This window comes from Polaromonas sp. P5_D5, from assembly GCF_054049435.1.
On sequence record NZ_JBFUMJ010000007.1, the window covers coordinates 152,100 to 178,713 of the forward strand.

Here is a 26,614-nt window from a genome sequence, read left to right on the forward strand (position 1 = left end):
TACGGTCAGCTTTGCGGTCAGCTCTGCAAGAACAGCCGGTAAACAGGGTTGGCGGTTTCCTCGACGTGAGGGTAGCCCAGCGTGTCCAGAAAATCCTTGAAGGCCTTGTTGTCGGCCTTGGGCACCTGCAGGCCGACCAGGATGCGGCCGTAGTCGGCGCCCTGGTTGCGGTAGTGAAAGAGGCTGATGTTCCAGCCCGGCCGCATGCTGGAGAGGAACTTCATCAGCGCGCCCGGCCGCTCCGGGAAGATGAAGCGCAGCAGGCGCTCGTCTTTGGACAGCGCACTGTGCCCGCCCACCATGTGACGGATGTGCTCTTTGGCGAGCTCGTCGTGCGTGAGGTCCAGCGTCTTGAAGCCGTGGCGCGAGAAATTGGCGGCGATTTTGCTGCTCTCGCCCTTGGCCGACGTGGTCAGGCCCACGAAGACATGGGCCTTGGCGTCGTCGTTGATGCGGTAGTTGAATTCCGTTACGCTGCGCGGCCCGCCGGGCAGCTCGCCAATCACTTCGCAAAAGCGCCGGAAGCTGCCGCGCTCTTCGGGAATCGTGACGGCGAACAAGGCTTCGCGTTCTTCACCGACTTCGGCGCGCTCGGCGACGAAACGCAGGCGGTCGAAGTTCATGTTGGCGCCGCACAAAATCGCGGCGTAGGTTTCGCCTCTGGTCTTGTGCGTGGCAACGTACTGCTTGACGGCTGCAACAGCCATCGCGCCGGATGGCTCGACGATGCTGCGGGTGTCGACGAACACATCCTTGATGGCGGCGCAGACGGCGTCGGTGTCGACGGTGATGAATTCGTCGACCAGTTCGCGGCTGATGCGGAAGGTTTCTTCGCCCACCAGCTTGACGGCCGTTCCGTCGGCGAAGAGGCCGACGTCGCTCAAGGTCACGCGCTTTCTGGCGTTGACTGACTGCAGCATCGCGTCGGAGTCGTTCATCTGCACGCCGATGACTTTGATCTCGGGCCGCACCGCCTTGATGTAGTTGGCCACGCCGGAGATGAGCCCGCCGCCGCCGATGGCAACAAACACGGCGTCGAGCCGGCCGGAGCCGAGGCTTTGCAGCTGCATGAGGATTTCCATGGCGATCGTGCCCTGACCGGCGATGACGTCCGGGTCGTCAAACGGATGCACGAAAGTCAGGCCTTGCTTTTTCTCAAGCACCACGGCGTGGGCGTAGGCGTCGGAGTAGCTTTCTCCATGCAGCACGACATTGCCGCCCCAGGCCCTGACGGCGTCGACCTTGAGCTGCGGTGTGGTGGTGGGCATCACAATCACGGCGCGTGTGCCGAGCTTTTGCGCGCTGAGTGCGACGCCTTGGGCATGGTTGCCGGCCGAGGCGCAAATCACGCCTTTTTTGAGCTGCTCGGGGCTCAGGTGAGCCATCTTGTTGTAGGCGCCGCGCAGCTTGAAGCTGAACACCGGCTGCTGGTCTTCGCGTTTGAGCAGCACGGTGTTTTTCAGGCGCAGGCTCAGGTTTTTCGCGGGCTCCAGATTGGATTCCACCGCCACGTCATAGACCCGTGCCGTCAAGATCTTTTTCAGGTAGTCGGCTGGTTTCAGTGCGGGCCTCGACGTTTTGCCGGAAGATTTCCCGGAAGCTTTGGTGGCTTTGGCAACTTTGGGAGCAGGGCGTGTGGCTTGTTTGGTGTGGGTTGGCATGTTTTTCTCGCAGCCTGACATCATAGTGGGCAAGAAAAAAGGCCCAGACTTTGCAGTCTGGGCCTGTAAATCCACCCTTAGAGGAGGTGGAGGAGACAACCGGTGCAAAAAGACCCTGAGTTGCCGGACAACTGATCTTGATGCGATGATTTCAGTATAGCGGGCCGATGTTGCGCTGCACAATATCTTGTGGCGTAAATTCGACATTTTTCACGGTTTAATCATAAATTTTATGCATGAGGAGAGAGATTCATGGAATGCACGGTGAGTTGGACGGGCCCGACGGCGGTCACAGGATCGCGCTCCGGCATGAGCTTTCTGGCTGAGACCGGCAGCGGCCATACCCTGGTGATGGACGGCGCGCCCGATGCCGACAAACCGGAAAACGGCGGCGCCAACCTGGCACCCCGGCCCATGGAAACCTTGCTGGCCGGCACCGGTGGCTGTACAGCCTACGACGTGGTGCTGATCCTCAAGCGTGGCCGCCAGGATGTTCGGGGCTGCTCGGTCAAATTGAGTGCTGAAAGGGCGCCTGTCGACCCCAAGGTATTCACCAAAATCCACATGCATTTTGTCGTCACAGGGCGTGGCCTGGCCACCAGCGCAGTGGAACGTGCGGTCGCCATGAGCCACGACAAATACTGCTCGGCCACCATCATGCTGGCGAAAACAGCAGAGATCACGACCAGCTTTGAGGTCATAGAGGCTTGAGATGATTTTGGCCGCAAGCCCTTTGTGGTCGGGCGCAAGCAGCTATCAAATTTATAGCTGCTGGACCTGCATCAGCTTGCGCTTCAGCGGAATCTTTCAGATGTAGTGCGCCGTTGTCGTCATGACGCGTGCCGCAGAGCGCATCAGGGCCTTGACCGGCTCGGGCAATTGCAGCGCGCCGGCCTGCTCGGCCTCGCGTGCATGCAGCGCTTCATCGTCTTTCATTTGGGCCACGATGGCGCGCGACTCGTGGTCGCCGGCCGGCAGGCGCTCCAGGTGGCTTGCCAGGTGGGCCTCAACCTGGCGCTCCGTCTCCACGACAAAACCCAGGCTCAGGCGGTCACCGAGCCGGCTGGCGACCAGGCCCAGGCCGAAGGCGCCGGCGTACCAGAGTGGATTGAGGAGGGAAGGCCGGGCGCCGAGTTCGTCGAGCCGGGTTTTTGTCCAGGCGAGATGGTCACCCTCTTCGCGGCTGGCCTGCAGGAAGTGCTCTCGCAGGGCCGGGTCGCGGGTACCCAGGGCCTGCGCGGCGTACAGGGCCTGCGCACAGACCTCACCCACATGGTTGACGCGCATCAGCGCGCCTGAACGCACCTTGTCCTGCGCGGCAAGCTCGGTTTTTTCACCAGGCACGGTGGGACAGGTACGGCTGGCGCGCGGGGCGGCAAAAAGCGTGCGCAGGGCGCCGTCGGCGGCATTGAGGGCGGTATCGAGTGCGGTGGTCATGGTGCTTCGGTTCTTTTGGGACGATTTCTTGAGGGGGATGGTTCCATGTTATCCCTCGTCCGGTGGAATGGAAACGGCCACAAAAAAGCCCCCATGCGGGGGCTTTTTTGAAAAAGGAGGCCGGATCGGGATCCGGACGCAACCTTGATCTTTAGAACGTGTGACGAATACCCAGGGCGATGTTGGTGGAGCCAACGCCTGCAGAAGACGTCACGCCGCCGAGGAAACCGTTGCCACCGGGGGCTGCCTGGCCCGAACCCTTGTTGTCGAAGCGGGTCAGAACGGCATTCAGGTTGGTGCGCTTGGACAGCGCGTAGGTGTAAGTCACGCCGTAGGAGCTGGTGTCGGCATCTGCTGGGCGCTTGTCATCAAGGCGGTTGTACGCCACAACCCATGTGTGTGGGCCGCTGGTCATGCGGTAACCGATGTGCGCCAGGTTGGCGTCCTGCCTGAAGGCATTGTTGTAGGCGGATTGAAAGGCTGCACCTACAAGCGCGCTGCCGCTAGCGGTGGTAACGGTTGCGCCGATGGTGGAGAGACCGCTCGGGTTCTCATCCTTGATCGTGGCGTACTGGCCGTACAGGGTGCCGGGGCCCACGTCAACCGTCGCACCCAGCACATTGTTTTCCAGCGACTTTTGGCCGAGCTCGTTGTTGCGCTGGTTGTGGCCATAACCGACGGAGAATCCGGTGCCTTTATAGATGACCATGCCGCCGAAGAAACGGCTGGCAGAGTTGCCAACGGTTGCGGTAGCCGCTTCACCGGCGCCATACATCAGCGCGGCGGTGATGCCGCCCGTCTGAATGCCGTATTGCAGCGTGTTGCTCAGGCGAATGTCGAAAGCCGGCGGGAAGCTGGCAATCTGGCCGGCTGCCAGGCTGGACTGGGTCTGGGACGCGTCGAAGGTGGCGCCTACCAGGTAGCCAGGGGTGTACTGGCGGCCGAATGTGAACGCGCCGACCGGCGTGATCAGGCCCACGAATGCCTGACGGTCAAACAGCCGGCTGCCTGCGGTACCCGGCAGGTTCACACCAATCGTGCTTCCGATGGATGCATTCACGGCACTGATCAGCGCAGCCGTCGAGGCCGCCGGAATAGGGAGCGTGCTCAAGCCAAGTCCTGCGGCGGTAGACATGCGATCGGGCATTTGAGTCCCCGAGGCTGCTGAGTTCGACATGGCTCCCGTGTCGACTTCAAAACGGTTCTCAAGCGTAAAAATGGCCTTGTAGCCGCCGCCGATGTCTTCGGTGCCGCGCAGGCCGAAGCGTGACCCCTCCATGATGCCGCTGGCAATGTGGGTGATCGATCCGCTTCGCAGGCCGGTGACATGGTTGACGCCGCCATCAACAATGCCATACACGGTTACGGTGCTTTGTGCCATGGCGGCGGAAGTGGACAGCAGTCCCATGATCGCAGTTGCAACGAGGGTCAGTTTTTTCATGGAGTCTCCAGAGAGTTTTAATTGAGGGAAAACCTTCGCAGTCATTGCCGTAAATGCACACACCGGCTTGACTCGATGGAGCAAAGATTAGTGGGGATGCGGCGGCCCGTAAAGAGAGGCAATACGGGGGGTATCACTTTTGCGACAGGGGAAAACCCGATGTTTTCTTGCCCCGGCTGATGCTGGCGGCAAACCTTGGGAGGTTGCCAGGAAATTGTGTTTCCCCTCTCAAATTCTGATGCTGAAGATCGTTTTAAGCGAGGCTGGAGAACGACGCAGCCATGCGCAACCGGTGGCTAGGGTTTGACCTCTAATCCGGGGCGACTGGCGGGTTGGCGGCAGCAGAGTGACTCGCGTTTACAACGGTTCATGCCGCACTACGCCAGCCTGTCCCCCTTCTTGCTCGATTTTTTTTAGCCATAACGCTTCCTGGAGATAGAAAACGACTTGGGTCTGTGTTTTTCACCAAGGCAGGGCATCTGGGGGCGGGTGCCCTGCTTTGGGGCAGTCTGCCCCGGCTACCTGCAAACTTCCCTCGTACGGCTTCGTTCGGCCGGCGCATCCGTGCGCGCACCTCCAGCGTGCGCAAATGCAATGCGTTGTTAGGGGCCAACAATTCGGGTATGAACGTTGCTAATAGTAGAGATAAGGCTTTGTGTGATTTGTGACTCTTTGGTTAAATTGGCCTAAGGGTAGTCACTGAGCCCTTATAAATGTTTGTTTCGTAGCAGTGTTTGTTTTCCACCTTTTGGAGATTTTCTAATGATGAAGAAAAGCCTAGTTGCTTTGGCCGTGCTGGCCGTTTCCGGCATGGCTTCTGCCCAGTCCACCGTGACCGTTTATGGACTCGTGGACGCTTGGGTTGGTACCGTCAAGGACAACGGCGTCAGCCAGTCCGGCGTGAACGTTGCCCATCCTTTTTCCGGTAGCGGCGGTGGTCTGCAGACCAGCCGTTTCGGCCTGAAGGGTTCTGAGGACCTCGGTGGCGGCCTGAAAGCCAACTTCCTGCTGGAAGCCGGCTTTGACCCCAGCACCGGTGCTGCAAACAACTACACCAACCCCTATACCGGCGCGACCTCCAATGCAATCTTTGGTCGTCAGTCCTGGGTTGGCCTTTCTGGTGGCTTCGGTGAATTGAAGCTCGGCAAAATGTGGACCCCGTACGACATGGTCAAGGGTTCCGGCGCCGCTGGCTTCGACTCGCTCCTGTTTGCGCCTTCCACCAGCGTGTGGGCCAGCAACAGCTACCAGGACCGTCCTGGCAACTCGATCTATTACCAGACCCCAGACCTGGCTGGTTTCTCTGCTGCTGCGATGTACAGCTTCGGCGAAAACAAAACCGCGACTGTCAGCGCCGGCAAGATCGCCAGCTTTAACGTTGCTTATGCAAACGGCCCCATCGGTGCTTCTTTGGCCTATCAGACCGAAAAAGCCACTGGTGCCAGCACTGCCATCAAGTACACGCAGTTGAATGGTTCGTATGACTTCGGCGTGGTCAAGCTGCTCGGCGCTTACGGTACTGTGAAGAACGGCACCACCCCCGTGACCGGTTTGGCACAGGACAAAGCGACCGAGTACCAAATTGGCCTTGACTTCCCTGTCAACAGCACGTTCACCCTGTCCGGCGGTTATGCCCGCTCCAAGAGCACCCGCCCAGCTGGTGCTTCCGAGCTGAAGCGTACCGGCTATAGCCTGGCTGGTCTGTATGCCCTCTCCAAGCGTACGAACCTGTACGCTGGTGTTCAGAGCGGCAAGGAAACCGGCGCTGGTGTGACTGATCGCAAGACCAGCACCTACGGTGTTGGCGTTCGCCACACGTTCTAATCCAGTTTGGATCTAAACCCGGGCTTGCCTGGGTTTTATCAAAAGCCGTTTCAGTGAAACGGCTTTTTTTTTGGGTCGACTGAAATCGGGCTAAAAAACCAGGTTCTGGCAAGCAGAAATCCCGGGTTTTCGCTGGCGTTGTTTCTTTTCCACGGGTCACCGTCCATTTGTGGCTTGAGCACAACGGCTTGACTGTTTTTTCGGGCATTCCTTTGCGAATTGAAGCCCAGTCTGGTGCAATAGACCCAACTTCCCGAAACGGGGGTTGGCCCGGGTCTCTGGTGGTGCCATGAAGGCGTAAGTCTGAAATGGTCCCCGTGCCGGAGCCCTATGTTTAACCTTGGAGAAACTCTCAATGAAAAAGACTCTTATCGCCCTGGCTGCACTCGCTGCAACCGCTGGCGTCGCGCATGCCCAATCCTCCGTGACCCTGTACGGCGTTGCTGATGCCTACATCGGCCAAAACGTTACCAAAGTGTCTACCGCTGGTACCGAAACCAAAGTTAGCCAAGGCCAGATCAATGGCAGCGGCTTGAGCAGCTCGCGTTGGGGCCTGCGTGGTAGCGAAGATCTGGGCGGCGGTTTGGCTGCAGTGTTCACGCTGGAAAGCGGTTTTGACATTTCTACCGGCGCATCCGCAAACAACGCTGGTGGTTCCGCTGCCGGCGCAGCCAGCACCCTGTTTGGTCGCGTGGCAACTGTTGGCCTGAAGGGCTCCTTCGGCGAAGTTCGCCTGGGCCGTCAGTACAGCGCTTATGACTCGCTCCGCGGCGCTACCAACAATACCTATGACTCCAACACCTTTGCCCAGACCGGCACTGTGTGGGGCACGGGCATTCAAGACTACAGCAACCGTGTTAACAATTCCGTGCGTTACGACTCGCCCGATTTCGGCGGCTTCAGCGGCTCGGTGGTTTATGGTTTTGGCGAAGACAAGACGGCTACCGCTTCTGCTTCCAACAGCTCCAGCATCCAGCTGAAGTACGCTAACGGCCCTCTGCTGGTCGGTTACGCATACCAGCGTGAAAAAGAATCAGTTGGTTCCACCATGTTCTCCGGTGCAACCGGTGCTGCTAACGCGGCAGGTGTTGGCGCCGCTGCTGCTGACTCGCGCAAGTACAACCTGCTCGGCGCAACCTACGACTTCGGCGTTGTCAAGCTGGTGGGTAGCTACAACACCGCCAAGAACAACACGCTCAAAGACAAAGAGTACCAAATCGGCCTGAGCGCTCCCTTCGGTGCAGCAACCGTGGCCATTGGCTACGAGCGCGCCAAGAGCGAAGGCGGCGGTTCTACCAACAAGGGTAAGGGCTACAGCCTGCTCGGTACGTACGATCTGTCCAAGCGCACGACCCTGTACGCTGGCTACATCAACACCAAGGTTGAGTCTGGCGTGAATGCCGCTACCACCAGCAAGCGTTCGCTGCTGGCCACTGGTGTTCGCCACACGTTCTAATCTGAAGCTGGCTTAAGCCAGTTTTTGATGAGAATCTAAAAGCCGTCTCGGGGTAACCCGGGGCGGCTTTTTTCGTGAAAAAATGTACGAACTGCCGCTTGATGTTGTGAGTCGTTGGAATTTGTGAAACTTTTTCGCATCTGCCGCGTTAGATACCAAGGTCTTGATATTTAGACAAGACGCAACTGACCAGGTTCATTGCTGTTCCCCCACGTTCAATGCCACTGACACATCACCGTTTCTTCGTTCGCACGTTGCGCTTGCTGGCTGCCGGCTACCTGTTTCTTGCCGCTGGCTGCGCGGGGTTCGGGACTTCCGCCCCTATAGCCAGCACGAATGTCGACTGGACTTCTGCATCGTCTACAAGCACTGATGCAGATACCGTTAAGTGGCAGCACTGCACTTTCCCGGGCAAGAAGTCGACACGTTACCGTGCCATTCGCCTGGACGGGCGCAATGCCGTTCTTGGTGAATCCGACAGCGCCGCCAGCATGCTGCGGCAGAACCTGCGTGTAGAGTCTGCAGAACTTGGAACCCTGGGCTTTTCCTGGAAGGTACCGAAGATGATTGTGGGTGCGGACATGACGCAACGCGACAGCGATGATTCACCCGTGCGTGTGGTCCTGGCCTTTGAAGGTGACAGGTCGAAGTTTTCGGCCAAGAACGCCATGCTTTCAGAGCTTGCATTGGCACTGACAGGCGAGCCGCTACCATACGCGACGCTCATGTATGTCTGGGGCTCTCACAGCGCGCCAGAAAGCGTGATCATCAATACACGGACCGACCGAATCCGCAAAGTGGTGATCGAATCCGGTCCCGGCCGCCTTGATCGCTGGCTCGACTACCAGCGCGACATTCGTGCCGACTACCAAAAGGCCTTCGGCGAGCCGCCCGGCGCTTTGGTCGGTGTCGCCATCATGACTGACAGCGACAACACGCGCCAAATCACCAAGGCCTGGTATGGCCCCGTCAGCCTCAAAAACAAAACCGCAAGCATCGTGGCCACGCCGGCACTGGCCCCGGAATTGCTGCAGGTTTCACAAACCCCTGGATTTGCACCGCTGTCCCTTCAGGACTAGTATTTAACCTGCTGAACTCGGGACTCCACTGACATGCGCGCTCCGGCAAACCTTCCAAGTGCTTCATCCATTCAGCCCGCCGCAGCGGGAGATATTGCAAACCCCGACCGCCCCTCGCCGCTTCGCGCCTCCGGCCGGGCCTTTGCGCAAATAGCGCAGTACCACCCCGAACTGACCGCCTTCCGGCGCGACCTGCATGCCCACCCGGAACTCGGGTTTGAAGAGGTTTACACCTCCAGCCGGGTAGTGCATGCGCTCAAGTTATGTGGCGTAGACGAGGTGCACACCGGTGTCGGTAAAACAGGTGTTGTGGCTGTCATCAGAGGTCAGCAGCCAGTCAAGGCTTCCGGTCAACCTGGTTTTAAGCCCATGATCGGATTGCGCGCTGACATGGACGCGCTTCCCATGACAGAGCACAACGAGTTTGGCTGGAAGTCCGCCAAGGCCGGGTTGATGCACGGTTGCGGGCATGACGGGCATACCACCATGCTGGTAGGCGCCGCCCGTTACCTCGCAGAGACCCGCAATTTTGCCGGCGATGCGGTGCTGGTTTTCCAGCCCGCGGAAGAAGGCCGTGGCGGGGCCGATGCGATGATCAAGGACGGCTTGTTCGAGCGTTTTCCCGTGCAGGCCATTTACGCCATGCACAACTGGCCCGCGATGCAGCCTGGCACCATCGGGATCAATCCCGGCCCCATGATGGCCGCGGCCGACCGCATCACCATCGAGATTACCGGCAAGGGTGGCCACGGGGCACACGCCTATCTCACGGTCGATCCGGTGCTGGTGGCCGCTCACATCATCACAGCGGTGCAAGGCATCGTCTCGCGCAACGTCAAGGCCATGGACAACGCCGTGATCAGCATTTGCGCCGTCCAGGCAGGCGACCTGGGCGCGATGAGTGTGGTGCCTGGCAATGCCACACTGGTCGGCACGGTACGCACCTTCAAACCGGAAGTGCAGGACCTGGTCGAGCGGCGCCTCAAGGAGTTGTGTGCCGCCGTGGCACAGGGCTTTGGCGCCACGGCCACCGTCAAGTACGAACGGATCTACCCGGCCACCATCAACTCACCGGTCGAATACGAGCTGGCCACCAGCGTCGCCGAACAGCTCGTGGGTGCAGAGAACGTTGTGCGCAACCTTGAGCCCAGCATGGGCTCCGAAGACTTTTCCTTCATGCTCAGGGTCAAGCCGGGTGCCTACTTGCGCCTGGGCCAGGGCGAGCAGTTGCCCGATGGCAAAGGCGGAACCGTGGGCGGCGTGGGCAGCCGCTTTTTGCACAACAGCTGCTATGACTTCAATGACAGCGTGCTGCCGCTGGGCTCGGCGCTGTTTGCAGGAATTGTCGAACGCTCGCTGCCGCTGCGCTGATTTGCTATTAATTTAATAGCTGCTTGCGCACACCCCTTATGGGCTGCGGGCAAATTCTTCTTGATACTCCAAGGGGCCGCTATCACAGGCGGAACGACGCAGGCCACGTCTGCGCCTCACCTGTCTGTGCCCGTCTCAGGCATAACGCTTGTTACGCAGGTTGTTTTTCATTTCCTTAAGCAACGGTTGCAGCTTGCTGCCGATGCGCAGTGCCACACAGGTTGCCAGGATGTCGATGATCATCAGATGCATCAGGCGCGACACCATGGGGCTGTAGCGGTCGTAGCCCTCGGGGTGATCGGCTGCCAGGTGGATGTTGCCGGCTGCGGCCAACGGCGAACCGGTGACGGTGATGACGATCGTGGTCGCGCCGTTCTTGCGGGCGATGTCGCAGGCGTCCATCAAATCGCGCGTGCGGCCAGAGTTGGAAATCACCACCACGCAATCGCCCGGCCCCAGCAGCGAGGCGCTCATCACCTGCATGTGGCCGTCGCTGTAGGCGATGCTGGTGATGCCCAGGCGGAAAAACTTGTGCTGCGCATCCTGCGCCACGATGCCCGAGTTGCCCACGCCGAAGAACTCAATCCGCTTGCCGGTGTTGTACGTGGCCAGCAACGCGTCGGCGGCCCGCTCAACGGCTACGGAACTCGCATCGTTGCGGTATTTCAAAAACGCCGCTACCGTGTTGTCGATCACCTTGACCATCACGTCGCCGGTCTTGTCGTCCGCGTCCACGCTGCGGTGGATGAAAGGTACGCCCTCACTCACGCTGCCCGCCAGCTTGAGCTTGAAGTCCGACAGCCCGTCATAGCCCATGCTGCGGCAAAACCGCACCACTGTCGGCTTGCTCACATGCGAGCGGCTCGCCAGCTCCGTGATCGGCAAATTGGCAAATGCCCGCGGGTCGGCCAGCACCAACCGGCCCACGCGCTGTTCGGCGGGTGCAAGAGAGGGAAGGGACGCCTTGATTCGGTCGAGCATTGGCTATGTCTCCAGTGGCGCGTGGCGTTTGCTCCAACCAGCATGAGCCGCGGAACCGGCTTTGCCGGGCCGCAGGCGGGCGGCCCCCTCGGGGGGCAGGGAACACACGAAGTGAGTGACCGTGGGGGCTAACATTCCTCTGACCAGCAATAGCCGTCTCTGGCAATCATCGCGCTCGCAGCGCTAGGCCCCCAGGTGCCGGCGGCATAAGGCCGTGGCGCACTCGCCTGGTTGCTCCAGCTGTCCATGATGGGTTCGACCCAGCGCCAGGCTTCTTCCTGCTCGTCGCTGCGCACGAAAAGATTCAAGCGCCCGTCGATCACATCCAGCAGCAACCGTTCATAAGCGCCCACGCGCTCGGAGCCGAAGCGTTTGTCGAAATCCAGGTCCAGCTGCACCGGCGCCAGTGAAGGCGTGCCGCGGCCCCCCGTGCGCTGGTCGGCACCCTGCGCAAGCAGGTGCAGCTCCAGGCCGTCCTTGGGTTGCAGGTTGATCACCAGCCGGTTGGCCACATTGGAGCCGGCCAGCGCCGACTTGAAAATCGCGTGCGGCGCGGGGCGAAAGTTCACCTCGATGTGCGCGTCCCGGCCGGCCAGACGCTTGCCGGTGCGGATGTAAAACGGCACACCGGCCCAGCGCCAGTTGGCGATCTCGGTGCGCAGGGCCACAAAGGTTTCGGTTCTGCTGTCAGGGGGTACGCCTTTTTCGTCGCGGTAGCCGGGCACGGCCTCGCCGTCGATGTTGCCGGCCGCGTACTGGCCGCGCACCACATGCTGGCTCAGCGTTTCAGGCGTCCAGGCTTTCAGCGATCGCAATACCTTGAGTTTCTCGTCGCGGATGGCATCGGCGTGCGAGTTGATGGGTGGCTCCATGCCGATGGCACACAGCAGCTGCAGCGCATGGTTTTGCACCATGTCGCGCAGCGCGCCGGTGCTGTCGTAAAACGCACCACGCTTTTCCACGCCCAGGTCTTCGGCGATGGTGATCTGGATGTTGGCAATGGTTTCGCGGCGCCACAGCGGTTCAAACAGCGAATTGCCAAAGCGCAGCGCAAACAGGTTTTGCACCGAGGGCTTGCCCAGGTAGTGGTCGATGCGAAAGATCTGCTGCTCGCTCAAAACACTGCGTACCGTCTTGTTGATGGCGCGGTTGGAGGCCAGGTCGTGGCCCAGCGGCTTTTCGAGCACCACGCGCGTCTGAGGGCCGTTCAGGCCCGCGGCGGCGATCTGCTCGCAGACCGTGGTGAAGAGGCTGGGCGCGGTGGCCACGTACATCACCACCACGTCGGCGGGCCGCTGCTGCAGTTTCGCAGCCAGTGCGGCATAGTCGGCCGGGTTGGACAAGTCCATGCGCAGGTAGCCCAACATCGCCGCGAAGCGCGAGAACTCCTCTTCGCTCGGCCGCTTGGCCAGCTCGACATTGTCAAACCGGGACTTGATCAGCGCGCGGTACTGGTCGTCCGACAAATCGTCGCGCGCCACGCCCACAATGCGCCCGCCCTCCGGCAACGAGCCGTGGCGGAAGGCCTGGAACAGGGCCGGCATGATCTTGCGCCACACCAGGTCGCCGGTGCCGCCAAACAGGATGAGGTCAAAACTCATGGTAAAAAATTGTCTTGGTAATAAAGTTTCATATTCTATGGGCATAATGGTAACTCGACATCGAACCCGTGAAATGCCTGCACCCAGGCACCGCGCGGTGTTTCATCCGGACCACTCCGCGTTTTGACCAGCCACCCAGCCATGACCCAACTTGACGCCCTGAAACAGTTCACCACCGTAGTCGCTGACACCGGTGACTTCAAGCAACTGGGGCAGTTCAAGCCGCAGGACGCCACCACCAATCCGTCGCTGATCCTCAAGGCGGTGCAGAAGGCTGATTACCAGCCGCTGTTGAAGGACACCGTGAGCCGCTTCAAGGGCCGGGCGCTTGACGAAGTCATGGACCGTCTGCTGGTGCGTTTTGGCTGCGAAATCCTTTCCATCATTCCGGGCCGAGTCTCGACGGAGGTTGATGCCCGCCTGAGCTTTGACGCCAACGCAACGTATACGCGCGGCGAGCGCATCATCGAGCTCTACCAGGCTGAAGGCATTCACATTGACCGCGTGCTGATCAAGGTCGCTGCCACCTGGGAAGGCATACAGGCGGCCGAAAAGCTGGAACAGCGCGGCATCCACACCAACCTCACGCTGCTGTTTTCGTTCTGCCAGGCCATCGCCTGCGGCCAGGCCAAGGTTCAGTTGATCTCGCCGTTTGTCGGCCGTATCTACGACTGGTACAAAAAATCTGCCGGCGCCGCCTGGGACGAAGCCGCCATGGCCGGCGCCAATGATCCCGGCGTGAAGTCGGTGCGCGAGATCTACAACCATTACAAGCACTTCGGCATTGCCACCGAGGTGATGGGCGCGAGCTTTCGCAACGTGGGCCAGATCACTGCACTCGCCGGCTGCGACCTCCTGACCATCAGCCCGGAACTGCTGGCCCAGCTTGCCGCCAGCGATACCGCGCTGCCGCGCGCACTCGATGCCAAAGCCGCAGCGGCGCTGGATTTGCCCCCAGTGAACTTTGACGAAGCCGGATTCCGTTACGCGCTCAACGAAGACGCCATGGCCACCGAGAAGCTGGCCGAAGGCATTCGCGCTTTCGCGGCCGATGCCGTGAAACTTGAGCAGCTGATGCTGGCCGCATAACCTCCCGCACAGGACACGTCATGAACCGACTGCGTTGCGACCAGACTTCCGCATGGCCTGCGCTGCGGGCGCTGTATGCCGCTTCCGGCAAAGATTTCGACCTGAAGGCTGCATTTGCTGCCGATCCGGATCGCTTCACCAGCTTCAGCCAGGATGCACCACACGTTTTTGCGGACCTTTCCAAAAACCTGATCGACACCGGCAGCCAGGCTTTGTTGTTTGACCTTGCGCGCGCGTGCGGGCTGGAGCAGCACCGCAACGCCATGTTCGCCGGGGAACTGATCAACGGCACCGAAAAGCGCGCCGTGATGCATTTTTTACTGCGAAATCCGACTGTAGCCCAGGATGGTGTTGCGCCGGCAGCTATTAAAAATATAGCAACCGAGTTGACCCAGGTTCACACCACGCTGGACGCCATGCTCGCTTATGCCGAACAGGTGCGCGCGGATGCCGCCATCACCGATGTTGTCAATATCGGCATAGGCGGCTCCGACCTGGGGCCCCAAATGGCGGTGCTGGCGCTCGGCGAATTCGCCGCCACGGGCAAGCGCGTTCACTTTGTCTCCAATGTGGATGGGGACGAGCTGGCTACCGTGCTCAAGGGGCTCAAGCCGCAAAGCACGCTGTTCCTGATCGCGTCCAAAACCTTCACCACCACCGAGACCATGACCAATGCGCATTCGGCCCGGCGCTGGTTTGAGGCACAGGGCGGACGCGACATCAGCCGGCATTTCGCCGCACTGACGACCAATGTCGCGGCAGCCAACGAATTCGGCATCAGCACCACCTTTGGTTTCTGGGACTGGGTGGGCGGGCGTTATTCGCTGTGGTCGGCCATCGGCTTGCCGGTGGCCATCGCCATTGGCGCAGCCGGCTTTCGCGAGCTGCTGGCCGGCGCGCACGCCATGGACGAGCACTTTCGCACCGCACCGCTGGAGCGCAACCTGCCGGTGCGCCTGGGCCTGCTCGATGTCTGGTACCGCAACTTTCACGGCTTTACCAGCCGCAGCATCGCGCCCTACAGCAGCGCCCTGCGCCGCCTGCCGGCCTACCTGCAGCAGCTCGAGATGGAGAGCAACGGCAAGCGTGTGGATGCGGATGGCAAGGCCTTGCCGTTTGAAACGTCGCCGGTGCTGTGGGGCGAACCGGGCACCAACGGCCAGCACGCTTACTTCCAGATGCTGCACCAGGGGACGTCGGTGGTGCCGGTCGAGTTTGTGGCGGTCAAGACAGCCGCGCACGCGCCGCATGACTTGCCGGGGCATCACGCCAAATTGCTGGCCAACGTCCTGGCCCAGGCGCAGGCCCTCATGCAGGGCAAGAGCGACGCCGCCGGGCCGCCCCAAGGCGACGCAGCCCCCTCGGGGGGCAGCGAGCCACACGCAGTGGGTGAGCGTGGGGGCCCCATGTTTCCGGGCGGCCACAGGCATTTCCCTGGCAACCGTCCCAGTACTTTCCTGTTGCTTGAGCGGCTTACACCAGCCAGCCTGGGCGCGCTGATTGCCCTGCAGGAGCACCGTGTGTTTGTCAGCGGTGCGATCTGGGGCATCAACAGTTTTGACCAGTGGGGCGTCGAGCTCGGCAAGGTGCTGGCCAAAGACATCGAGCCACGCCTGCGCAGCGGGGACATATCCGGCCTTGATGGCTCGACCGCCGGCCTGCTGCGCAAAATTGCCGGCTGAATACCGCAAAAGTGTGCGTTTTTCCATTGCGGGAGCGCGCGCTTCCGTGGTCAACTTGCCACATCGCCGATTTTTCGATGGCTTCGCATCATGTCTTTTTCCCTTCCGCTTCGCCGCCTTTCCCCCCGTTTTTCGATGTTCGCCGCAGCGTTTCTCACGCTGGCTCTGGTCTCCGGCTGCGCGACACGCTCAGCTCCTGACGAGGACACTGATGTCGATGAGCCGGTCAGCCGCGGCGGCACGCTGGGCCCGGCGGAGGGGGTCACGGGTACCGCCTGGGCCGAGATGTCGGCCCCGCCCAAGGCTGGCGAGCTCAAACCGGACGACCTCAAGTGGGAAATCTTCCGCGTGCCCGGCAAGCAGCCGGCCAGCTACAGCTATGTGCGTCATGAAGGTCGCGACGCGGTGCTCGCAAAGGTCGAGGCGTCCGGCAGCATCCTGCGCCATCGCCACCGCATCGAGCCCGACCAGCTAGGGCTCGTGCGCTTTTCCTGGAACGTGCCGTACGCCGGTGCGGGTGCCAACCTCGCGCTGCCGCAACTCGAGGATGTGCCGGTGCGGGTGGTGCTCGCGTTCGAAGGTGACCGCTCGCGGCTGTCGATGAAAAATTCCCTGCTGTCCGAGTTGAGCCGGCTGCTGACCGGCGAAGAAATGCCGTTCGCGACGCTGGTTTATTCGTGGTCGCGCGTCAACCGGCCGGGCGAAGTCGTCGTCAACGACCGCACCGACCGTATCCGCAAGATCATTGTCGATTCGGGCGACCACGGCTACAACGAATGGCGCAGCTACGAGCGTGACATCCGCGCCGACTACCGCAAGGCCTTTGGCGAAGATCCGGGTGCCTTGCTGAGCTTCGCCGTCTTCACCGAAGGCGAAAAGAACGAGGGTCAGCTGCAGGCCTTCTACGGGCCACTCAAGCTGGTGCCGGCATCGGCTGTCGCGCGCAAATAGCGCCGCGACCGGTCGGCGTGTTGATGCCGCCCGATCTGATTTCTCTGTCCGTTGGTGCAAACGACCCAGGCTGACGACTTGGATTGGAGGAGCGCGTCACGTCGGTCTTGACAATTTGTTGCATCTAATGATGCGGAATTTAGGGAAATTACCACTCCTTCAATGCAACAAAGTATTGAAATTCCCTGATCTGGTATCAAACCCGCAAGGACCTTTCTTCAAAATGCAGTGAACGGCAAAGCGGCCGTTTCGACTGACATAACGAAGGAGACACCCTATGAAGCGTTTTATCCAGGCAGGCCTGGTGCTTGCACTCTCAGGCGCCGGCATGGCCCATGCCGTGACCGAACTCGTGGTGGCGACGGTGAATAACGGCCACATGATCGAAATGCAGAAGCTCACGCCGGTTTTCGAGAAGGCCCATCCTGACATCAAGCTCAAATGGGTCACGCTCGAAGAAGGCACGCTGCGCCAGCGCGTCACCACCGACATCGCCACCAAGGGCGGGCAGTTCGACGTGATGACCATCGGCCTGTACGAAGCGCCGATCTGGTCGAAGAAGGGCTGGTTGCAGCCCATTGCCACCGATGCCGCCTATGACGTCGACGACCTGTTGCCCGCCATCCGCGCCGGCCTGTCGCATGAAGGCAAGCTCTATGCCGCGCCGTTCTATGGCGAGAGCTCGATGCTCATGTACCGCAAGGACCTCGCCGACAAGGTCGGCTTCAAGATGCCTGAGCAGCCCACCTGGACACAGGTGAAGGAACTGGCCGGCAAGATCCACGATCCGAAAGCCGGGGTGTACGGCATGTGCCTGCGCGGCAAGCCGGGCTGGGGCGACAACATGGCCTTTCTGACCACGCTGGTCAACACCAACGGCGGCCAGTGGTTCGACATGCAGTGGAAGCCGCAGATCGACACCAAGCCCTGGAAGGACGCGATCGGCTTCTACGTGGACCTGATGAAAGCCTACGGCCCGCCCGGCGCCTCGGCCAACAGCTTCAACGAAAACCTCGCACTCTTCAACGAAGGCAAGTGCGGCATGTGGGTGGATGCAACCATCGCCGCCTCGTTCATCAGCGATCCGAAGCAGTCGAAGGTGGCCGACAAGGTGGCCTTTGCCCAGGCCCCTGTTGCCGTCACGCCCAAAGGCGCCAACTGGCTGTGGACCTGGAACCTGGCCATTCCGGCCAGCTCGACCAAGGGCGCCGCTGCCCAGACCTTCGTGAAGTGGGCTACCTCCAGGGAGTACATCAATCTGGTCGCCAAAGAACATGGCTGGGGGACGGTACCCACCGGCACGCGCAAGTCGACCTACGCAAACCCCGAGTTCCAGAAGGTTGCGAAGTTCGCTGCCGCCGAGAAGAAAGCCATCGACAGCGCCAATCTGAGCGACAGCACGCTGCCCAAGTCGCCCTACGTCGGCGTGCAGTACGCGGCGATTCCCGAGTTCCAGGCCATCGGCGTGGCGGTGGGCCAGCAGATGAGTGCGGCGCTGTCGGGCAAGGTCACGGTGGACCAGGCCCTGAAGACATCACAGACGGCGGCCGAGCGCGAGATGAAGAAGGCCGGGTATTACAAGTAAACCCTCAGGCTGCATGCCCTGCCCGCGGACCGGTAAAGCCGGATCCGCGGCAGTTCTGCCCTGATGCCCCGGGACCCACAACATGAACCGCCTCCTGCCACGCGCGCTCATGGCGCCCGCAGTGCTCACGCTCTTCCTCTGGATGATCGTGCCGCTCGTGATGACCCTGTACTTCTCGTTCGTGAGCTACAACCTCATGCAACCCGGCGAGCATCCGTTCATCGGCATCGAGAATTTCCAGTACTTCATCACCGATCCGGACTTCTGGCCTGCGACCTGGAACACGCTGCTGCTCATCGGCAGCGTGATCGTCATCACGGTGGTGTTCGGTGTGCTGCTCGCGCTGCTGGTGAACGAGCCCTTTCCGGGGCGAGGCATTGTGCGCGTGCTGCTTATCTCGCCGTTCTTCGTCATGCCCGCAGTGAACGCGCTGCTGTGGAAGCACATGATGATGAACCCGATTTACGGCGTGCTTGCCGACCTCTGGCGTTTTTTCGGCGCGCAACCGGTCGACTGGCTCACCGATGTGCCGCTGTTGTCGGTGATCATCATGGTGGCCTGGCAGTGGCTGCCCTTTGCCTGCCTGATCTTCATTACCTCGCTGCAGTCGCTCGACCGCGAGCAGATGGAAGCGGCGCGCATGGACGGTGCAAGTTCGTTTCAGCGCTTCTTCTATCTCATCATTCCGCATCTCGGCCGGCCGATGGCGGTGGTGATCATGATCGAAATGATCTTTCTGCTCAGCGTGTTCGCCGAGATCGCCATCACCACCAATGGCGGCCCGGGCAACGAGAGCACCAATCTAACCTACATGATCTTCAAGCAGTCGCTGATGAACTTTGACGTGGGCGTGGCATCGGCAGGTGCTTTGTTTGCGGTGGTGGTGGCCAACATCGTTGCGGTGTTCCTCATCCGCATCGTCGGCAAGAACCTCGACTGAAGGAACGATTATGCAACCCAGTAATTTTCTTCCGCTACTGCTGCGCACTGTGGGTGCCTGGGCCGTGGCGCTGCTGCTGTTTTTCCCGCTCGGCTGGCTGTTTCTCACGGCCTTCAAGACCGAGCTGCAGGCGATTCATGTGCCGCCGCTCTTTATTTTCGAGCCCACGCTCGACAACTTCAGCGAAGTGCAGCGCCGCAGTGACTATTTGCTGTATGCGCGCAACTCGCTCATCACCAGCCTGGGCTCAACCCTCATCGGCCTGTTGATCGCGGCACCCGCCGCGTACTCGATGGCCTTCTTCCGTACGAAGAGGACACGCGACATCCTGATGTGGATGCTTTCCACCAAGATGATGCCGGCGGTGGGTGCGCTGGTGCCGATCTATGTTCTCGCGCAGACCGCGGGCCTGCTGGATTCGCTCACCGCGCTGACCATCGTGTTCACGCTGGCGAACCTGCCGATCATGGTGTGGATGCTCTACAGCGCCTACAAGGACATTCCCAACGAAATCCTGGAAGCCGCACGCATGGACGGTGCGAGCCTCTGGACCGAATTCCGCCATGTGGTGCTGCCGCTGTCGGTGGGCGGTCTCGCTTCGACCGGCCTGCTGTGCCTGGTGCTGAGCTGGAACGAGGCCTTCTGGGCGCTCAACCTCAGTTCGGCCAAGGCCGGCACGCTGGCGACATTGATCGCATCGTACTCCAGCCCTGAAGGTCTGTTCTGGGCCAAATTGTCAGCCGCCTCGCTGATGGCGATCGCACCCATCGTCGTGTTCGGCTGGTTCAGCCAGAAACAGCTGGTGCAAGGCCTCACATTCGGTGCGGTGAAGTGAAAGGAATTGACTTATGGCTTATCTGGAACTCAAGAACATCGAGAAAAGCTTCGGGGAAACCCAAATCATCCGCGGTGTTGATCTTGAAATCAACAAGGGCGAGTTCATCGTCTTTGTCGGCCCTTCGGGTTGCGGAAAATCGACACTGCTGCGCCTCATCGCGGGGCTTGAGCCCATCACCAAAGGCAACTTGCTGCTGGACGGCAAAGACATCACCTGGACGCCTTCGGGCAAGCGTGACCTGGCGATGGTGTTCCAGAGCTACGCGCTCTACCCGCACATGAGTGTGTACGACAACATGTCCTTTGCGCTCAAGCTTGCGGGCGTGCCGAAGGACGAGATCCAGGCCAAGGTCGAGTACGCGGCCAAAACGCTCAACCTCACCCAGTACCTGGGCCGCACACCGAAAGACCTGTCGGGCGGACAGCGGCAGCGGGTGGCGATTGGCCGCGCCATCGTGCGTGCACCCAAGGTGTTCCTGTTCGACGAGCCCTTGTCCAACCTGGATGCCGCGTTGCGCGGCAACACGCGCGTCGAAATCCACAAGCTGCACCGCGCGCTCGGCGCGACGACCATTTACGTCACGCACGACCAGGTCGAGGCGATGACGCTGGCCGACCGCGTAGTGGTGCTCAGGGACGGACTGATCGAGCAGGTCGGCACGCCGCTGGAACTCTACGACCACCCGGCGAACCGGTTTGTCGCGCAGTTCATCGGTATGCCGTCGATGAACATGGTGGCGGCGAGCGCCATTCCGAGCTTCTCGGCGGCCACCGGCGGGCGCCTGCCGAGCGATGGTTTCCTGGGCGTCCGGCCGGAAGGCTTGCGCGTGCATCCGAAGCAGGCCGCTGCTTTGGGTGTGCAAGGCCGCGTGGAGCTGATCGAGGCACTCGGTGCCGATACCCTGATTCACGTCGACGTCGGCGGCGTACCGTTGATAGCGCGCCAGAACGAGCGGACACCGCTTCATGCGGGTGACGATGTGGCGGTCGAGCTCGACTCCTCGGTGCTTCATCTGTTCAACCGTGAAGGCCGTGCGGTTCCGGCCTGATTTCTTCCTTCTTCCTTTCGGACATTCCCTTGACTCTCGCAACAGCGCTTCTTGTGCAAACGCCACCGGCGCCTTCGGAATTCACGGTGCTTCACCTTGGACTGGGTTCATTTCATCGAGCCCACCAGGCCGTTTATCTTCAGCGGCTTATCGATGCGGGCGACACCCGTTGGTCCATCGTGGGCGCCAACATCCGGCCCGACATGGCCGAGGTCGTCGCGGCCTTGCAGGCACAGGGCGGGCGTTACACGCTGGAAACCGTATCGCCGGCCGGCGAGTACCGCTATGAACAGGTTGAGGCCATCCGCGAAGTGCTTCCCTGGGAAGCCTCGCTGGCTGCGGTGATCTCTCGCGGCGCGGCGCCGTCCACCCGCATCGTTTCATTCACCGTGACCGAGGCAGGCTACTACCTCGACACGAAAGGCAAGCTGGACTTGTCTTTCAATGATCTCGAAGCAGACCTTGAGCGTGCACGCCGCGGCGAGGCGGGCGGGGAGGGCGTGACCATCTACGGCGCCGTCTGCGCGATCCTGCGCGCGCGCAAGGCGGCGCTGGCCGGCCCGGTGACCCTGCTCAACTGCGACAACCTGCGCCACAACGGCGACCGCTTCTATGCCGGGTTGCGCGAATTCATTGAACTCACAGGCGATACCGGGCTGCTTTCGTGGGTCGCGGGGAACACCCGCTGTCCCAACACGATGGTCGACCGCATCACGCCGCGTCCGCCACCCGAGCTGCGCGCTCGCGTCAAGGCCGCCACGGGGAGGGATGATGCGGCCGCGATCACTGGCGAGAGTTTCATCCAGTGGGTGATCGAAGACAATTTCGCGGCCGGGCGACCCGACTGGGGCCGTGTGGGCGTGGAACTGGTCGAATCGGTGCAGCCTTACGAGGAGGCCAAGATCCGCATCCTCAACGCCACGCACAGCTGCATTGCCTGGGCCGGCACATTGGTCGGGCTGGATTTCATCCACGAAGGAACACACCACGCGGCAATCCGGAAGATGGCCTACGACTATGTGACGGACGACGTGATTCCCTGCCTGAGTTCTCCCGACACTCCCGGGCCGATCGACCTCGCGGCGTACCGCGATGTGGTGCTCGAGCGCTTTGGCAACCCTGCGATCCGCGACACCAACCAACGCGTGGCGGCGGACGGTTTCTCGAAGATTCCAGGGTTTATCGCGCCCACGGTACGGGAGCGGCTCGCCGCGGGACAGCCCATCGACAGCGTCGCAATGCTGCCTGCGCTGTTCCTTGTTTTCCTGCGGCGCTGGCACCGGGGAGCGCTGCCCTATGCCTATCAGGACCAGGGTATGGACGAGGCCGTGGCCCGCGCGATCTGCGACGCTGTCGATCCTGTGCGCGCGCTGTGCTCCGACGCGGGGCTATGGGGGAGTGCCGCAGGCGATACGCGGCTGACGGATGCCGTGCGCGGAGCGATCGGGCGGGTAGCCGGTTTTGTCAATTCAGGGGTAAAAAAAACATGAACGAACGTCTGAAGAACCATCATGTGCTTCTGACGGGTGCCGGTGGCGGCATCGGTCTGGCGGTGGCTGAAGCCTGCATCGCCGAGGGCGCGCACTGCAGCGTGGTCGACCGGGCAGTGGCGACGCCTGAAGCCGTGCAGGCACTGCAGAAACGTCATCCCGGCTGCCTGGCCTACATCGCGGCGGACGTGACGGACGCGCAGGCGATTGCGCGCCTGCTGGCGCAGGCACAGGCCGCTTTTGGCCCCATTCATACCCTGTTCAACAACGCGGCCGTGTTCGACCTCGCGCCTTTGCTTGACAGCGACGAGGCATCTTTCGACAAGCTCTTTGCCGTCAATGTGAAAGGCATGTTCTTTGTCATGCAGGCCGTGCTTCGCCACATGGTCGAAGCTGGCACGCAGGGTGCGTCGGTCATCAACATGGCCTCGCAGGCCGGGCGGCGCGGCGAAGCGCTGGTGTCGCACTACTGCGCCACCAAGGCCGCGGTCATCAGCTACACCCAGAGTGCCGCATTGGCCATGGCGCCGCATGGCATTCGCATCAACGGCATCGCACCCGGTGTGGTCGATACGCCGATGTGGGACCATGTCGACAGCCTGTTTGCCAGGGCAGAAGGGTTGCCACCGGGAGAAAAGAAGCGGCGCGTGGGCCTCGAAGTGCCGCTCGGCCGCATGGGTGTACCGGCAGACATCGCGGGAGCGGCGGTATTTCTGGCAAGCGACGAAGCGCGTTACATCACGGCGCAGACCCTGAATGTCGATGGCGGCAACGTGATGAGCTGATTTTCCGTTTGCGAGCATGAACGACGATTTCCACCTGTACCTCGACAGCGCCGATCTGGCCGAACTGAAGGCCTGCCTGCCGCATCCGGTGGTGCACGGCGTAACCACCAACCCCACGCTGCTGCAGCGAGCGGGCGTCTGGCGCGCCGCGGTGCCCGGCCTCCTGGCGCGCTGTATCGAACTGGGTGCGCGGCAGGTGCAGGCGCAGGTGTATTCGAGCGAAGTCGATGGCATGCTCGAAGATGCGCGGGACCTGTTGCGGCACTTCGACCAGGGCCAGCTGGTCGTGAAGATTCCCGCCACGCGCCAGGGCTTCGATGCCGGCGCCCGGCTTGTCGCGCAAGGTGTGCCGGTCACGTGGACGGCTGTCTACGCACCCGAGCAGGCGCACTTTGCCGCCCTACTGGGTGCGGCTTATGCGGCACCCTACCTGGGACGGCTGGAGGATGCTGGTGTCGACGGGCTGGCGCTGGTCGCGCAGATGCAGGCGCTGGTAGCGCAGCGGCCTTCGTCCGGCACCCGACTTCTGGTGGCCAGCATACGCTCCCGCGAGGCCTATCTTTCCTTGCTTCGATTAGGTGTGGGCGCCATCACGATTGCGCCGCGTCTCTTTGCAGAATTGCTCGATCATCCCGCCACGCTGGATGCCGAGCGCGGATTCCTGGCCGACGCCCGCGCCTTGCCCTGACAGAGGACAATCCGGAAACCATGCGCATTGCACTCACGGGCGAAGCCCTGATCGATTTCACTGCCAGCGAGGCAGGCACGCTGGCGTTCCTGGGCCACGAGGGCGGCTCGCCGCTCAACACGGCTGTCGCCTGCGCGCGCCTCGGACAGCCCACCGGGTTCCTCACGCAACTGTCGACCGACCTGTTCGGCGAACGCTTGATGCGTTTTCTCGAACGCAACGGCGTGGACACCCGTTTCATCCTGCGTAGCCACGCGCCGTCGACCCTGGCCTTCGTTGAGCGCACACCACAGACCAACCGCTATGCCTTCTACACGCACGGCAGCGCCGATGCGACCTGGGCGCCAGAGCCGCTGCCGCAGTTGCCGGCGGAATGCCGCTTCCTGCATTTCGGCTCAATCGCGCTCCTGCAGGAACCTGCTGCCACGCGCATCACCGGGCTGATGGCCGCCAATGCCGGGCGCCGTGTGATTGTGTTCGATCCCAACGTGCGGCCCAGCCTGATTTCCGACATGGCAGCCTACCGTGCGCGTGTCGTGAGCTGGTTTGCGATGGCCGATCTGGTCAAGCTCAGCGACGAAGATGCCGGACTGCTGGCGCCCGGCAGGCCTGTCGATGCGCTGGCAGCGGATTGCCTGCACGCCGGTGCGCGAGCGGTCATCGTCACGCATGGCGCTGGCGGTGCCACGCTTTGGCGCACGGGGCACGAGCCGTTGACTGTGGCGGCACCGCGTGTTGAGGTGGTCGACACCATCGGCGCGGGCGATACTTTTACGGCCGGGCTTTCAGTCTCGCTGCTTGCGCATGGCGTCGAACACCCGGCCCAGCTTGGCGAGCTGAGCGGCGACGCCTGGCGCGCAGTGATGCGCTTCGCCGCCACGGCCGCCGCACTGAACTGCACCCGCGAAGGTGCCGATCCGCCCACGCTGGAGGCCGTTCACGCCGCGCTCGTGCGAGAGGACAATGAGGCCGTTGCTTCACGGTCCTGACCCAGACTGCCATGACAACGTCTACATCCAAACGCCCGATCCCCCGTCAGCGCCAACCCGAACTGGAGCGCGATATTGCGCGCTCCCCATCACTGGGTTACGAGTCACCTGAAACCGGTCTGGTGCGCTGTCTTGCACATGGCTTTCCGAGCCCGCTGGTACGCTGGCATTTTCATGAAGAGTATGAACTGCACCTGATCACCGAGACCTCGGGCAAGGCGTTTGTCGGCGACTGGATCGGACCGTTTCAGCCCGGTCATCTGGTGTTGTGCGGCCCGCGCCTGCCGCACAACTGGATTTCGCTTGACGTGCCCGAAGGCGGCGCCGCGGGACGCGACCGGGTGATCCAGTTCCATCACGAGCCCATCGAGCGCGCGGCAACCGGGATTCCTGAATTGCGCGAAGTGATGCAGCTGCTCGAACGGGCACGCCATGGTATCGAGTTCTTCGGCATGTCGCGGCAGGCGCAGACGCACTGGGACAACATCAAGGCCGCGCGCGGCGTGCGCCGCCTCGGCCACTTTTTTGAGTTCATGGCCGACCTGGCGCAATGGACGGACTACCGGCTGCTGTCGAGCGTACAGATGCAAGGCACGCAGGGCGCCGATGGCGACGCACAGGTTGACCAGATCAACGGCATCGTCAACCGCATTACCGCCAACATGGCGGAGCCGATCTCGATGTCAGTCGTGGCAGCCGAGCTCGGCATGAGCGAGAGCCGCTTCAGCCGCTTCTTCCAGCGCTCCACCGGCAACAGCTTTACCGACTTCGTCAACCGTGTGCGCATCAACAGCGCCTGCCACCTGCTGATGCAGACCGACCACAACGTCACCGACATCTGCTATCAGGTCGGTTTCAACAATGTCGCAAACTTCAATCGGCGTTTCCTGGAGATCAAGGGCATGACGCCTACCGAGTTCAGGCGGCAGACAGACGACCGTTTTGGCCGGTTATCCTGATGGTCCTGTGGCGTGAAATTAAAACTTGTACCCCAGTTGCAAGGTGAAGCAATCCGGGTCAAGGCCCACATCGATGGTCTGGTTGGTACTGAGCGTGCCGCGGGTTTTCAGGAAAGTCTTGGTATAGCTGGCTTCCACAAACCATTTTTTGTCGAGGTTGAAAATACCACCCAGTTGCAACGCGGGGGCAAATTTCGACTTGAAAGATACGCTTGTGGCGGGGCCGCCTGGGTTGGTCAACGCGGTCAGCAGGGCTGTGCCGCGTTCCTTGTAGAACTTCACGTAGGAGAGGCCTGCACCCAGGTAAGGACGAAACCGGGCGTCGGCATCAAGAAACCGGTATTGCGCGATCAGCGTGATGGGCAAGGCCCGGGTGTCGGCCACCGTGCCAACGCCAGCGAGCACACCTGCGCCGCTGACGTCATGCCTGAAGCCCAAACCCACCGGCAGGTGCAAGCTGATGTGATCGGTGACCATGTAGTTCACGGCGGCCGTTAACCTGGAACTGCTGCTGACGTCGACTTTCGCGTCCTGAATTACGCCAGTTCCGGACGGCGCCGAAAGGCTGCCGCTGTTCACGGAAGGCGCAATCCGCGTGACGCCGGCCGACACGGACCATGTGCCCGCCTGTTGTGCAAAGCCGTATACGGAAGAAACCGCCAGGGCGGCCGCTATGAATAGTTTCTGGGAGGGATTCATGGGCGAGTGCAGTGCGAGGA

At 61.5% G+C, this 26,614-nt stretch carries 23 protein-coding genes; 17 read left to right on the forward strand and 6 right to left on the reverse strand.

The annotated features are described in order from the left end of the window. Nucleotides 1-17: 17 nt before the first annotated feature. The gene (gene ilvA, locus ACXJKE_RS21335; protein WP_457282592.1) at nt 18-1,661 is read right to left on the reverse strand and encodes a threonine ammonia-lyase, biosynthetic; all 1,644 of its coding nucleotides are present in this window, start codon (nt 1,659-1,661) and stop codon (nt 18-20) included. Nucleotides 1,662-1,913: 252 nt separating this feature from the next. On the opposite strand from ilvA, the gene ACXJKE_RS21340 reads away from it, so the two are divergent. Beyond that, on the forward strand, nt 1,914-2,372 hold the full coding sequence (locus tag ACXJKE_RS21340; RefSeq protein WP_457282593.1) for an OsmC family protein: 459 nt from the start codon (nt 1,914-1,916) through the stop codon (nt 2,370-2,372). Nucleotides 2,373-2,468: 96 nt separating this feature from the next. Here ACXJKE_RS21340 and coq7 read toward each other — a convergent pair whose 3' ends face one another. Both coq7 and ACXJKE_RS21350 read right to left on the reverse strand, forming a co-directional pair. Then, complete coding sequence (gene coq7, locus ACXJKE_RS21345) at nt 2,469-3,098, reverse strand: 2-polyprenyl-3-methyl-6-methoxy-1,4-benzoquinone monooxygenase (protein WP_457282594.1); 630 nt, start codon at nt 3,096-3,098, stop codon at nt 2,469-2,471. 151 nt (nt 3,099-3,249) lie between these two features. Then, nucleotides 3,250-4,539, reverse strand: a complete 1,290-nt coding sequence (locus ACXJKE_RS21350) for a porin (RefSeq protein WP_457282595.1) — start codon at nt 4,537-4,539, stop codon at nt 3,250-3,252. 762 nt (nt 4,540-5,301) lie between these two features. On the opposite strand from ACXJKE_RS21350, the gene ACXJKE_RS21355 reads away from it, so the two are divergent. The 4 genes from ACXJKE_RS21355 to ACXJKE_RS21370 all read left to right on the forward strand — a co-directional run bounded on the left by ACXJKE_RS21355 (nt 5,302) and on the right by ACXJKE_RS21370 (nt 10,269). Beyond that, nucleotides 5,302-6,363 carry a porin gene (locus ACXJKE_RS21355; RefSeq protein ID WP_457282596.1) on the forward strand — a complete coding sequence of 354 codons (1,062 nt, stop codon included), beginning with the start codon at nt 5,302-5,304 and terminating at the stop codon, nt 6,361-6,363. Between the two features lie 355 nt (nt 6,364-6,718). Then, nucleotides 6,719-7,819: a porin gene (locus tag ACXJKE_RS21360; protein WP_457282597.1), complete on the forward strand. Its 1,101-nt coding sequence runs from the start codon at nt 6,719-6,721 to the stop codon at nt 7,817-7,819. Between the two features lie 218 nt (nt 7,820-8,037). Then, nucleotides 8,038-8,898, forward strand: a complete 861-nt coding sequence (locus ACXJKE_RS21365) for a DUF3047 domain-containing protein (RefSeq protein ID WP_457282598.1) — start codon at nt 8,038-8,040, stop codon at nt 8,896-8,898. Between the two features lie 33 nt (nt 8,899-8,931). Continuing rightward, entirely contained in the window at nt 8,932-10,269 is a 1,338-nt protein-coding gene (locus tag ACXJKE_RS21370; RefSeq protein WP_457282599.1) for a M20 aminoacylase family protein, read from the forward strand. 135 nt (nt 10,270-10,404) lie between these two features. Here ACXJKE_RS21370 and ACXJKE_RS21375 read toward each other — a convergent pair whose 3' ends face one another. Continuing rightward, entirely contained in the window at nt 10,405-11,250 is an 846-nt protein-coding gene (locus tag ACXJKE_RS21375; RefSeq protein WP_457282600.1) for a MurR/RpiR family transcriptional regulator, read from the reverse strand. A 128-nt stretch (nt 11,251-11,378) separates the two neighbouring features. Further along, entirely contained in the window at nt 11,379-12,851 is a 1,473-nt protein-coding gene (gene zwf / locus ACXJKE_RS21380; RefSeq protein ID WP_457282601.1) for a glucose-6-phosphate dehydrogenase, read from the reverse strand. A gap of 141 nt (nt 12,852-12,992) precedes the next feature. Between zwf and tal the strand changes: the two genes are divergently transcribed. The 12 genes from tal to ACXJKE_RS21440 all read left to right on the forward strand — a co-directional run bounded on the left by tal (nt 12,993) and on the right by ACXJKE_RS21440 (nt 25,895). Then, nucleotides 12,993-13,940: a transaldolase gene (gene tal / locus ACXJKE_RS21385; protein WP_457282602.1), complete on the forward strand. Its 948-nt coding sequence runs from the start codon at nt 12,993-12,995 to the stop codon at nt 13,938-13,940. A gap of 20 nt (nt 13,941-13,960) precedes the next feature. Beyond that, complete coding sequence (gene pgi / locus ACXJKE_RS21390; RefSeq protein WP_457282603.1) at nt 13,961-15,622, forward strand: glucose-6-phosphate isomerase; 1,662 nt, start codon at nt 13,961-13,963, stop codon at nt 15,620-15,622. A gap of 90 nt (nt 15,623-15,712) precedes the next feature. Further along, nucleotides 15,713-16,573, forward strand: coding sequence for a DUF3047 domain-containing protein (locus ACXJKE_RS21395; RefSeq protein ID WP_457282604.1), 861 nt, complete (start codon nt 15,713-15,715; stop codon nt 16,571-16,573). Nucleotides 16,574-16,850: 277 nt separating this feature from the next. Then, a complete protein-coding gene (locus ACXJKE_RS21400; protein ID WP_457282605.1) occupies nt 16,851-18,158 on the forward strand; it encodes an ABC transporter substrate-binding protein in 1,308 nt (435 codons plus the stop codon). An 82-nt stretch (nt 18,159-18,240) separates the two neighbouring features. After that, entirely contained in the window at nt 18,241-19,098 is an 858-nt protein-coding gene (locus tag ACXJKE_RS21405; RefSeq protein ID WP_457282606.1) for a carbohydrate ABC transporter permease, read from the forward strand. 10 nt (nt 19,099-19,108) lie between these two features. Then, nucleotides 19,109-19,933 (forward strand): carbohydrate ABC transporter permease, encoded by an 825-nt coding sequence (locus ACXJKE_RS21410; protein WP_457282607.1) that lies wholly within the window; start codon nt 19,109-19,111, stop codon nt 19,931-19,933. 13 nt (nt 19,934-19,946) lie between these two features. After that, nucleotides 19,947-20,984: an ABC transporter ATP-binding protein gene (locus tag ACXJKE_RS21415; protein WP_457282608.1), complete on the forward strand. Its 1,038-nt coding sequence runs from the start codon at nt 19,947-19,949 to the stop codon at nt 20,982-20,984. 86 nt (nt 20,985-21,070) lie between these two features. Continuing rightward, complete coding sequence (gene dalD / locus ACXJKE_RS21420) at nt 21,071-22,474, forward strand: D-arabinitol 4-dehydrogenase (RefSeq protein WP_457282623.1); 1,404 nt, start codon at nt 21,071-21,073, stop codon at nt 22,472-22,474. Next, entirely contained in the window at nt 22,471-23,259 is a 789-nt protein-coding gene (locus ACXJKE_RS21425; RefSeq protein ID WP_457282609.1) for an L-iditol 2-dehydrogenase, read from the forward strand. The genes dalD and ACXJKE_RS21425 overlap by 4 nt, the downstream gene beginning before the upstream one ends. A 16-nt stretch (nt 23,260-23,275) precedes the next feature. Beyond that, complete coding sequence (locus ACXJKE_RS21430) at nt 23,276-23,947, forward strand: transaldolase family protein (protein WP_457282610.1); 672 nt, start codon at nt 23,276-23,278, stop codon at nt 23,945-23,947. 20 nt (nt 23,948-23,967) lie between these two features. Further along, a complete protein-coding gene (locus ACXJKE_RS21435) occupies nt 23,968-24,936 on the forward strand; it encodes a carbohydrate kinase family protein (RefSeq protein ID WP_457282611.1) in 969 nt (322 codons plus the stop codon). Nucleotides 24,937-24,947: 11 nt separating this feature from the next. Beyond that, nucleotides 24,948-25,895 carry an AraC family transcriptional regulator gene (locus tag ACXJKE_RS21440; protein WP_457282612.1) on the forward strand — a complete coding sequence of 316 codons (948 nt, stop codon included), beginning with the start codon at nt 24,948-24,950 and terminating at the stop codon, nt 25,893-25,895. An 18-nt stretch (nt 25,896-25,913) separates the two neighbouring features. On the opposite strand, the gene ACXJKE_RS21445 is transcribed toward ACXJKE_RS21440, so the two are convergent. After that, nucleotides 25,914-26,594: an OmpW/AlkL family protein gene (locus ACXJKE_RS21445; RefSeq protein ID WP_457282613.1), complete on the reverse strand. Its 681-nt coding sequence runs from the start codon at nt 26,592-26,594 to the stop codon at nt 25,914-25,916. Between the last annotated feature and the right edge of the window lie 20 nt (nt 26,595-26,614).

Excerpts from the sequence above, each read along its gene's own strand:
- ACXJKE_RS21370 (WP_457282599.1), top strand. The coding sequence starts at position 8,932 with ATGCGCGCTCCGGCAAACCTTCCAAGTGCTTCATCCATTCAGCCCGCC.
- coq7 (WP_457282594.1), bottom strand. The coding sequence starts at position 3,098 with ATGACCACCGCACTCGATACCGCCCTCAATGCCGCCGACGGCGCCCTG.
- ACXJKE_RS21430 (WP_457282610.1), top strand. The coding sequence starts at position 23,276 with ATGAACGACGATTTCCACCTGTACCTCGACAGCGCCGATCTGGCCGAA.
- ACXJKE_RS21375 (WP_457282600.1), bottom strand. The coding sequence starts at position 11,250 with ATGCTCGACCGAATCAAGGCGTCCCTTCCCTCTCTTGCACCCGCCGAA.
- pgi (WP_457282603.1), top strand. The coding sequence starts at position 13,961 with ATGAACCGACTGCGTTGCGACCAGACTTCCGCATGGCCTGCGCTGCGG.
- ACXJKE_RS21355 (WP_457282596.1), top strand. The coding sequence starts at position 5,302 with ATGATGAAGAAAAGCCTAGTTGCTTTGGCCGTGCTGGCCGTTTCCGGC.
- ilvA (WP_457282592.1), bottom strand. The coding sequence starts at position 1,661 with ATGCCAACCCACACCAAACAAGCCACACGCCCTGCTCCCAAAGTTGCC.
- ACXJKE_RS21415 (WP_457282608.1), top strand. The coding sequence starts at position 19,947 with ATGGCTTATCTGGAACTCAAGAACATCGAGAAAAGCTTCGGGGAAACC.
- ACXJKE_RS21410 (WP_457282607.1), top strand. The coding sequence starts at position 19,109 with ATGCAACCCAGTAATTTTCTTCCGCTACTGCTGCGCACTGTGGGTGCC.
- ACXJKE_RS21350 (WP_457282595.1), bottom strand. The coding sequence starts at position 4,539 with ATGAAAAAACTGACCCTCGTTGCAACTGCGATCATGGGACTGCTGTCC.
- ACXJKE_RS21400 (WP_457282605.1), top strand. The coding sequence starts at position 16,851 with ATGAAGCGTTTTATCCAGGCAGGCCTGGTGCTTGCACTCTCAGGCGCC.
- ACXJKE_RS21405 (WP_457282606.1), top strand. The coding sequence starts at position 18,241 with ATGAACCGCCTCCTGCCACGCGCGCTCATGGCGCCCGCAGTGCTCACG.
- ACXJKE_RS21435 (WP_457282611.1), top strand. The coding sequence starts at position 23,968 with ATGCGCATTGCACTCACGGGCGAAGCCCTGATCGATTTCACTGCCAGC.
- ACXJKE_RS21425 (WP_457282609.1), top strand. The coding sequence starts at position 22,471 with ATGAACGAACGTCTGAAGAACCATCATGTGCTTCTGACGGGTGCCGGT.
- ACXJKE_RS21440 (WP_457282612.1), top strand. The coding sequence starts at position 24,948 with ATGACAACGTCTACATCCAAACGCCCGATCCCCCGTCAGCGCCAACCC.
- ACXJKE_RS21365 (WP_457282598.1), top strand. The coding sequence starts at position 8,038 with ATGCCACTGACACATCACCGTTTCTTCGTTCGCACGTTGCGCTTGCTG.
- ACXJKE_RS21445 (WP_457282613.1), bottom strand. The coding sequence starts at position 26,594 with ATGAATCCCTCCCAGAAACTATTCATAGCGGCCGCCCTGGCGGTTTCT.
- ACXJKE_RS21340 (WP_457282593.1), top strand. The coding sequence starts at position 1,914 with ATGGAATGCACGGTGAGTTGGACGGGCCCGACGGCGGTCACAGGATCG.
- ACXJKE_RS21395 (WP_457282604.1), top strand. The coding sequence starts at position 15,713 with ATGTCTTTTTCCCTTCCGCTTCGCCGCCTTTCCCCCCGTTTTTCGATG.
- zwf (WP_457282601.1), bottom strand. The coding sequence starts at position 12,851 with ATGAGTTTTGACCTCATCCTGTTTGGCGGCACCGGCGACCTGGTGTGG.
- ACXJKE_RS21360 (WP_457282597.1), top strand. The coding sequence starts at position 6,719 with ATGAAAAAGACTCTTATCGCCCTGGCTGCACTCGCTGCAACCGCTGGC.
- tal (WP_457282602.1), top strand. The coding sequence starts at position 12,993 with ATGACCCAACTTGACGCCCTGAAACAGTTCACCACCGTAGTCGCTGAC.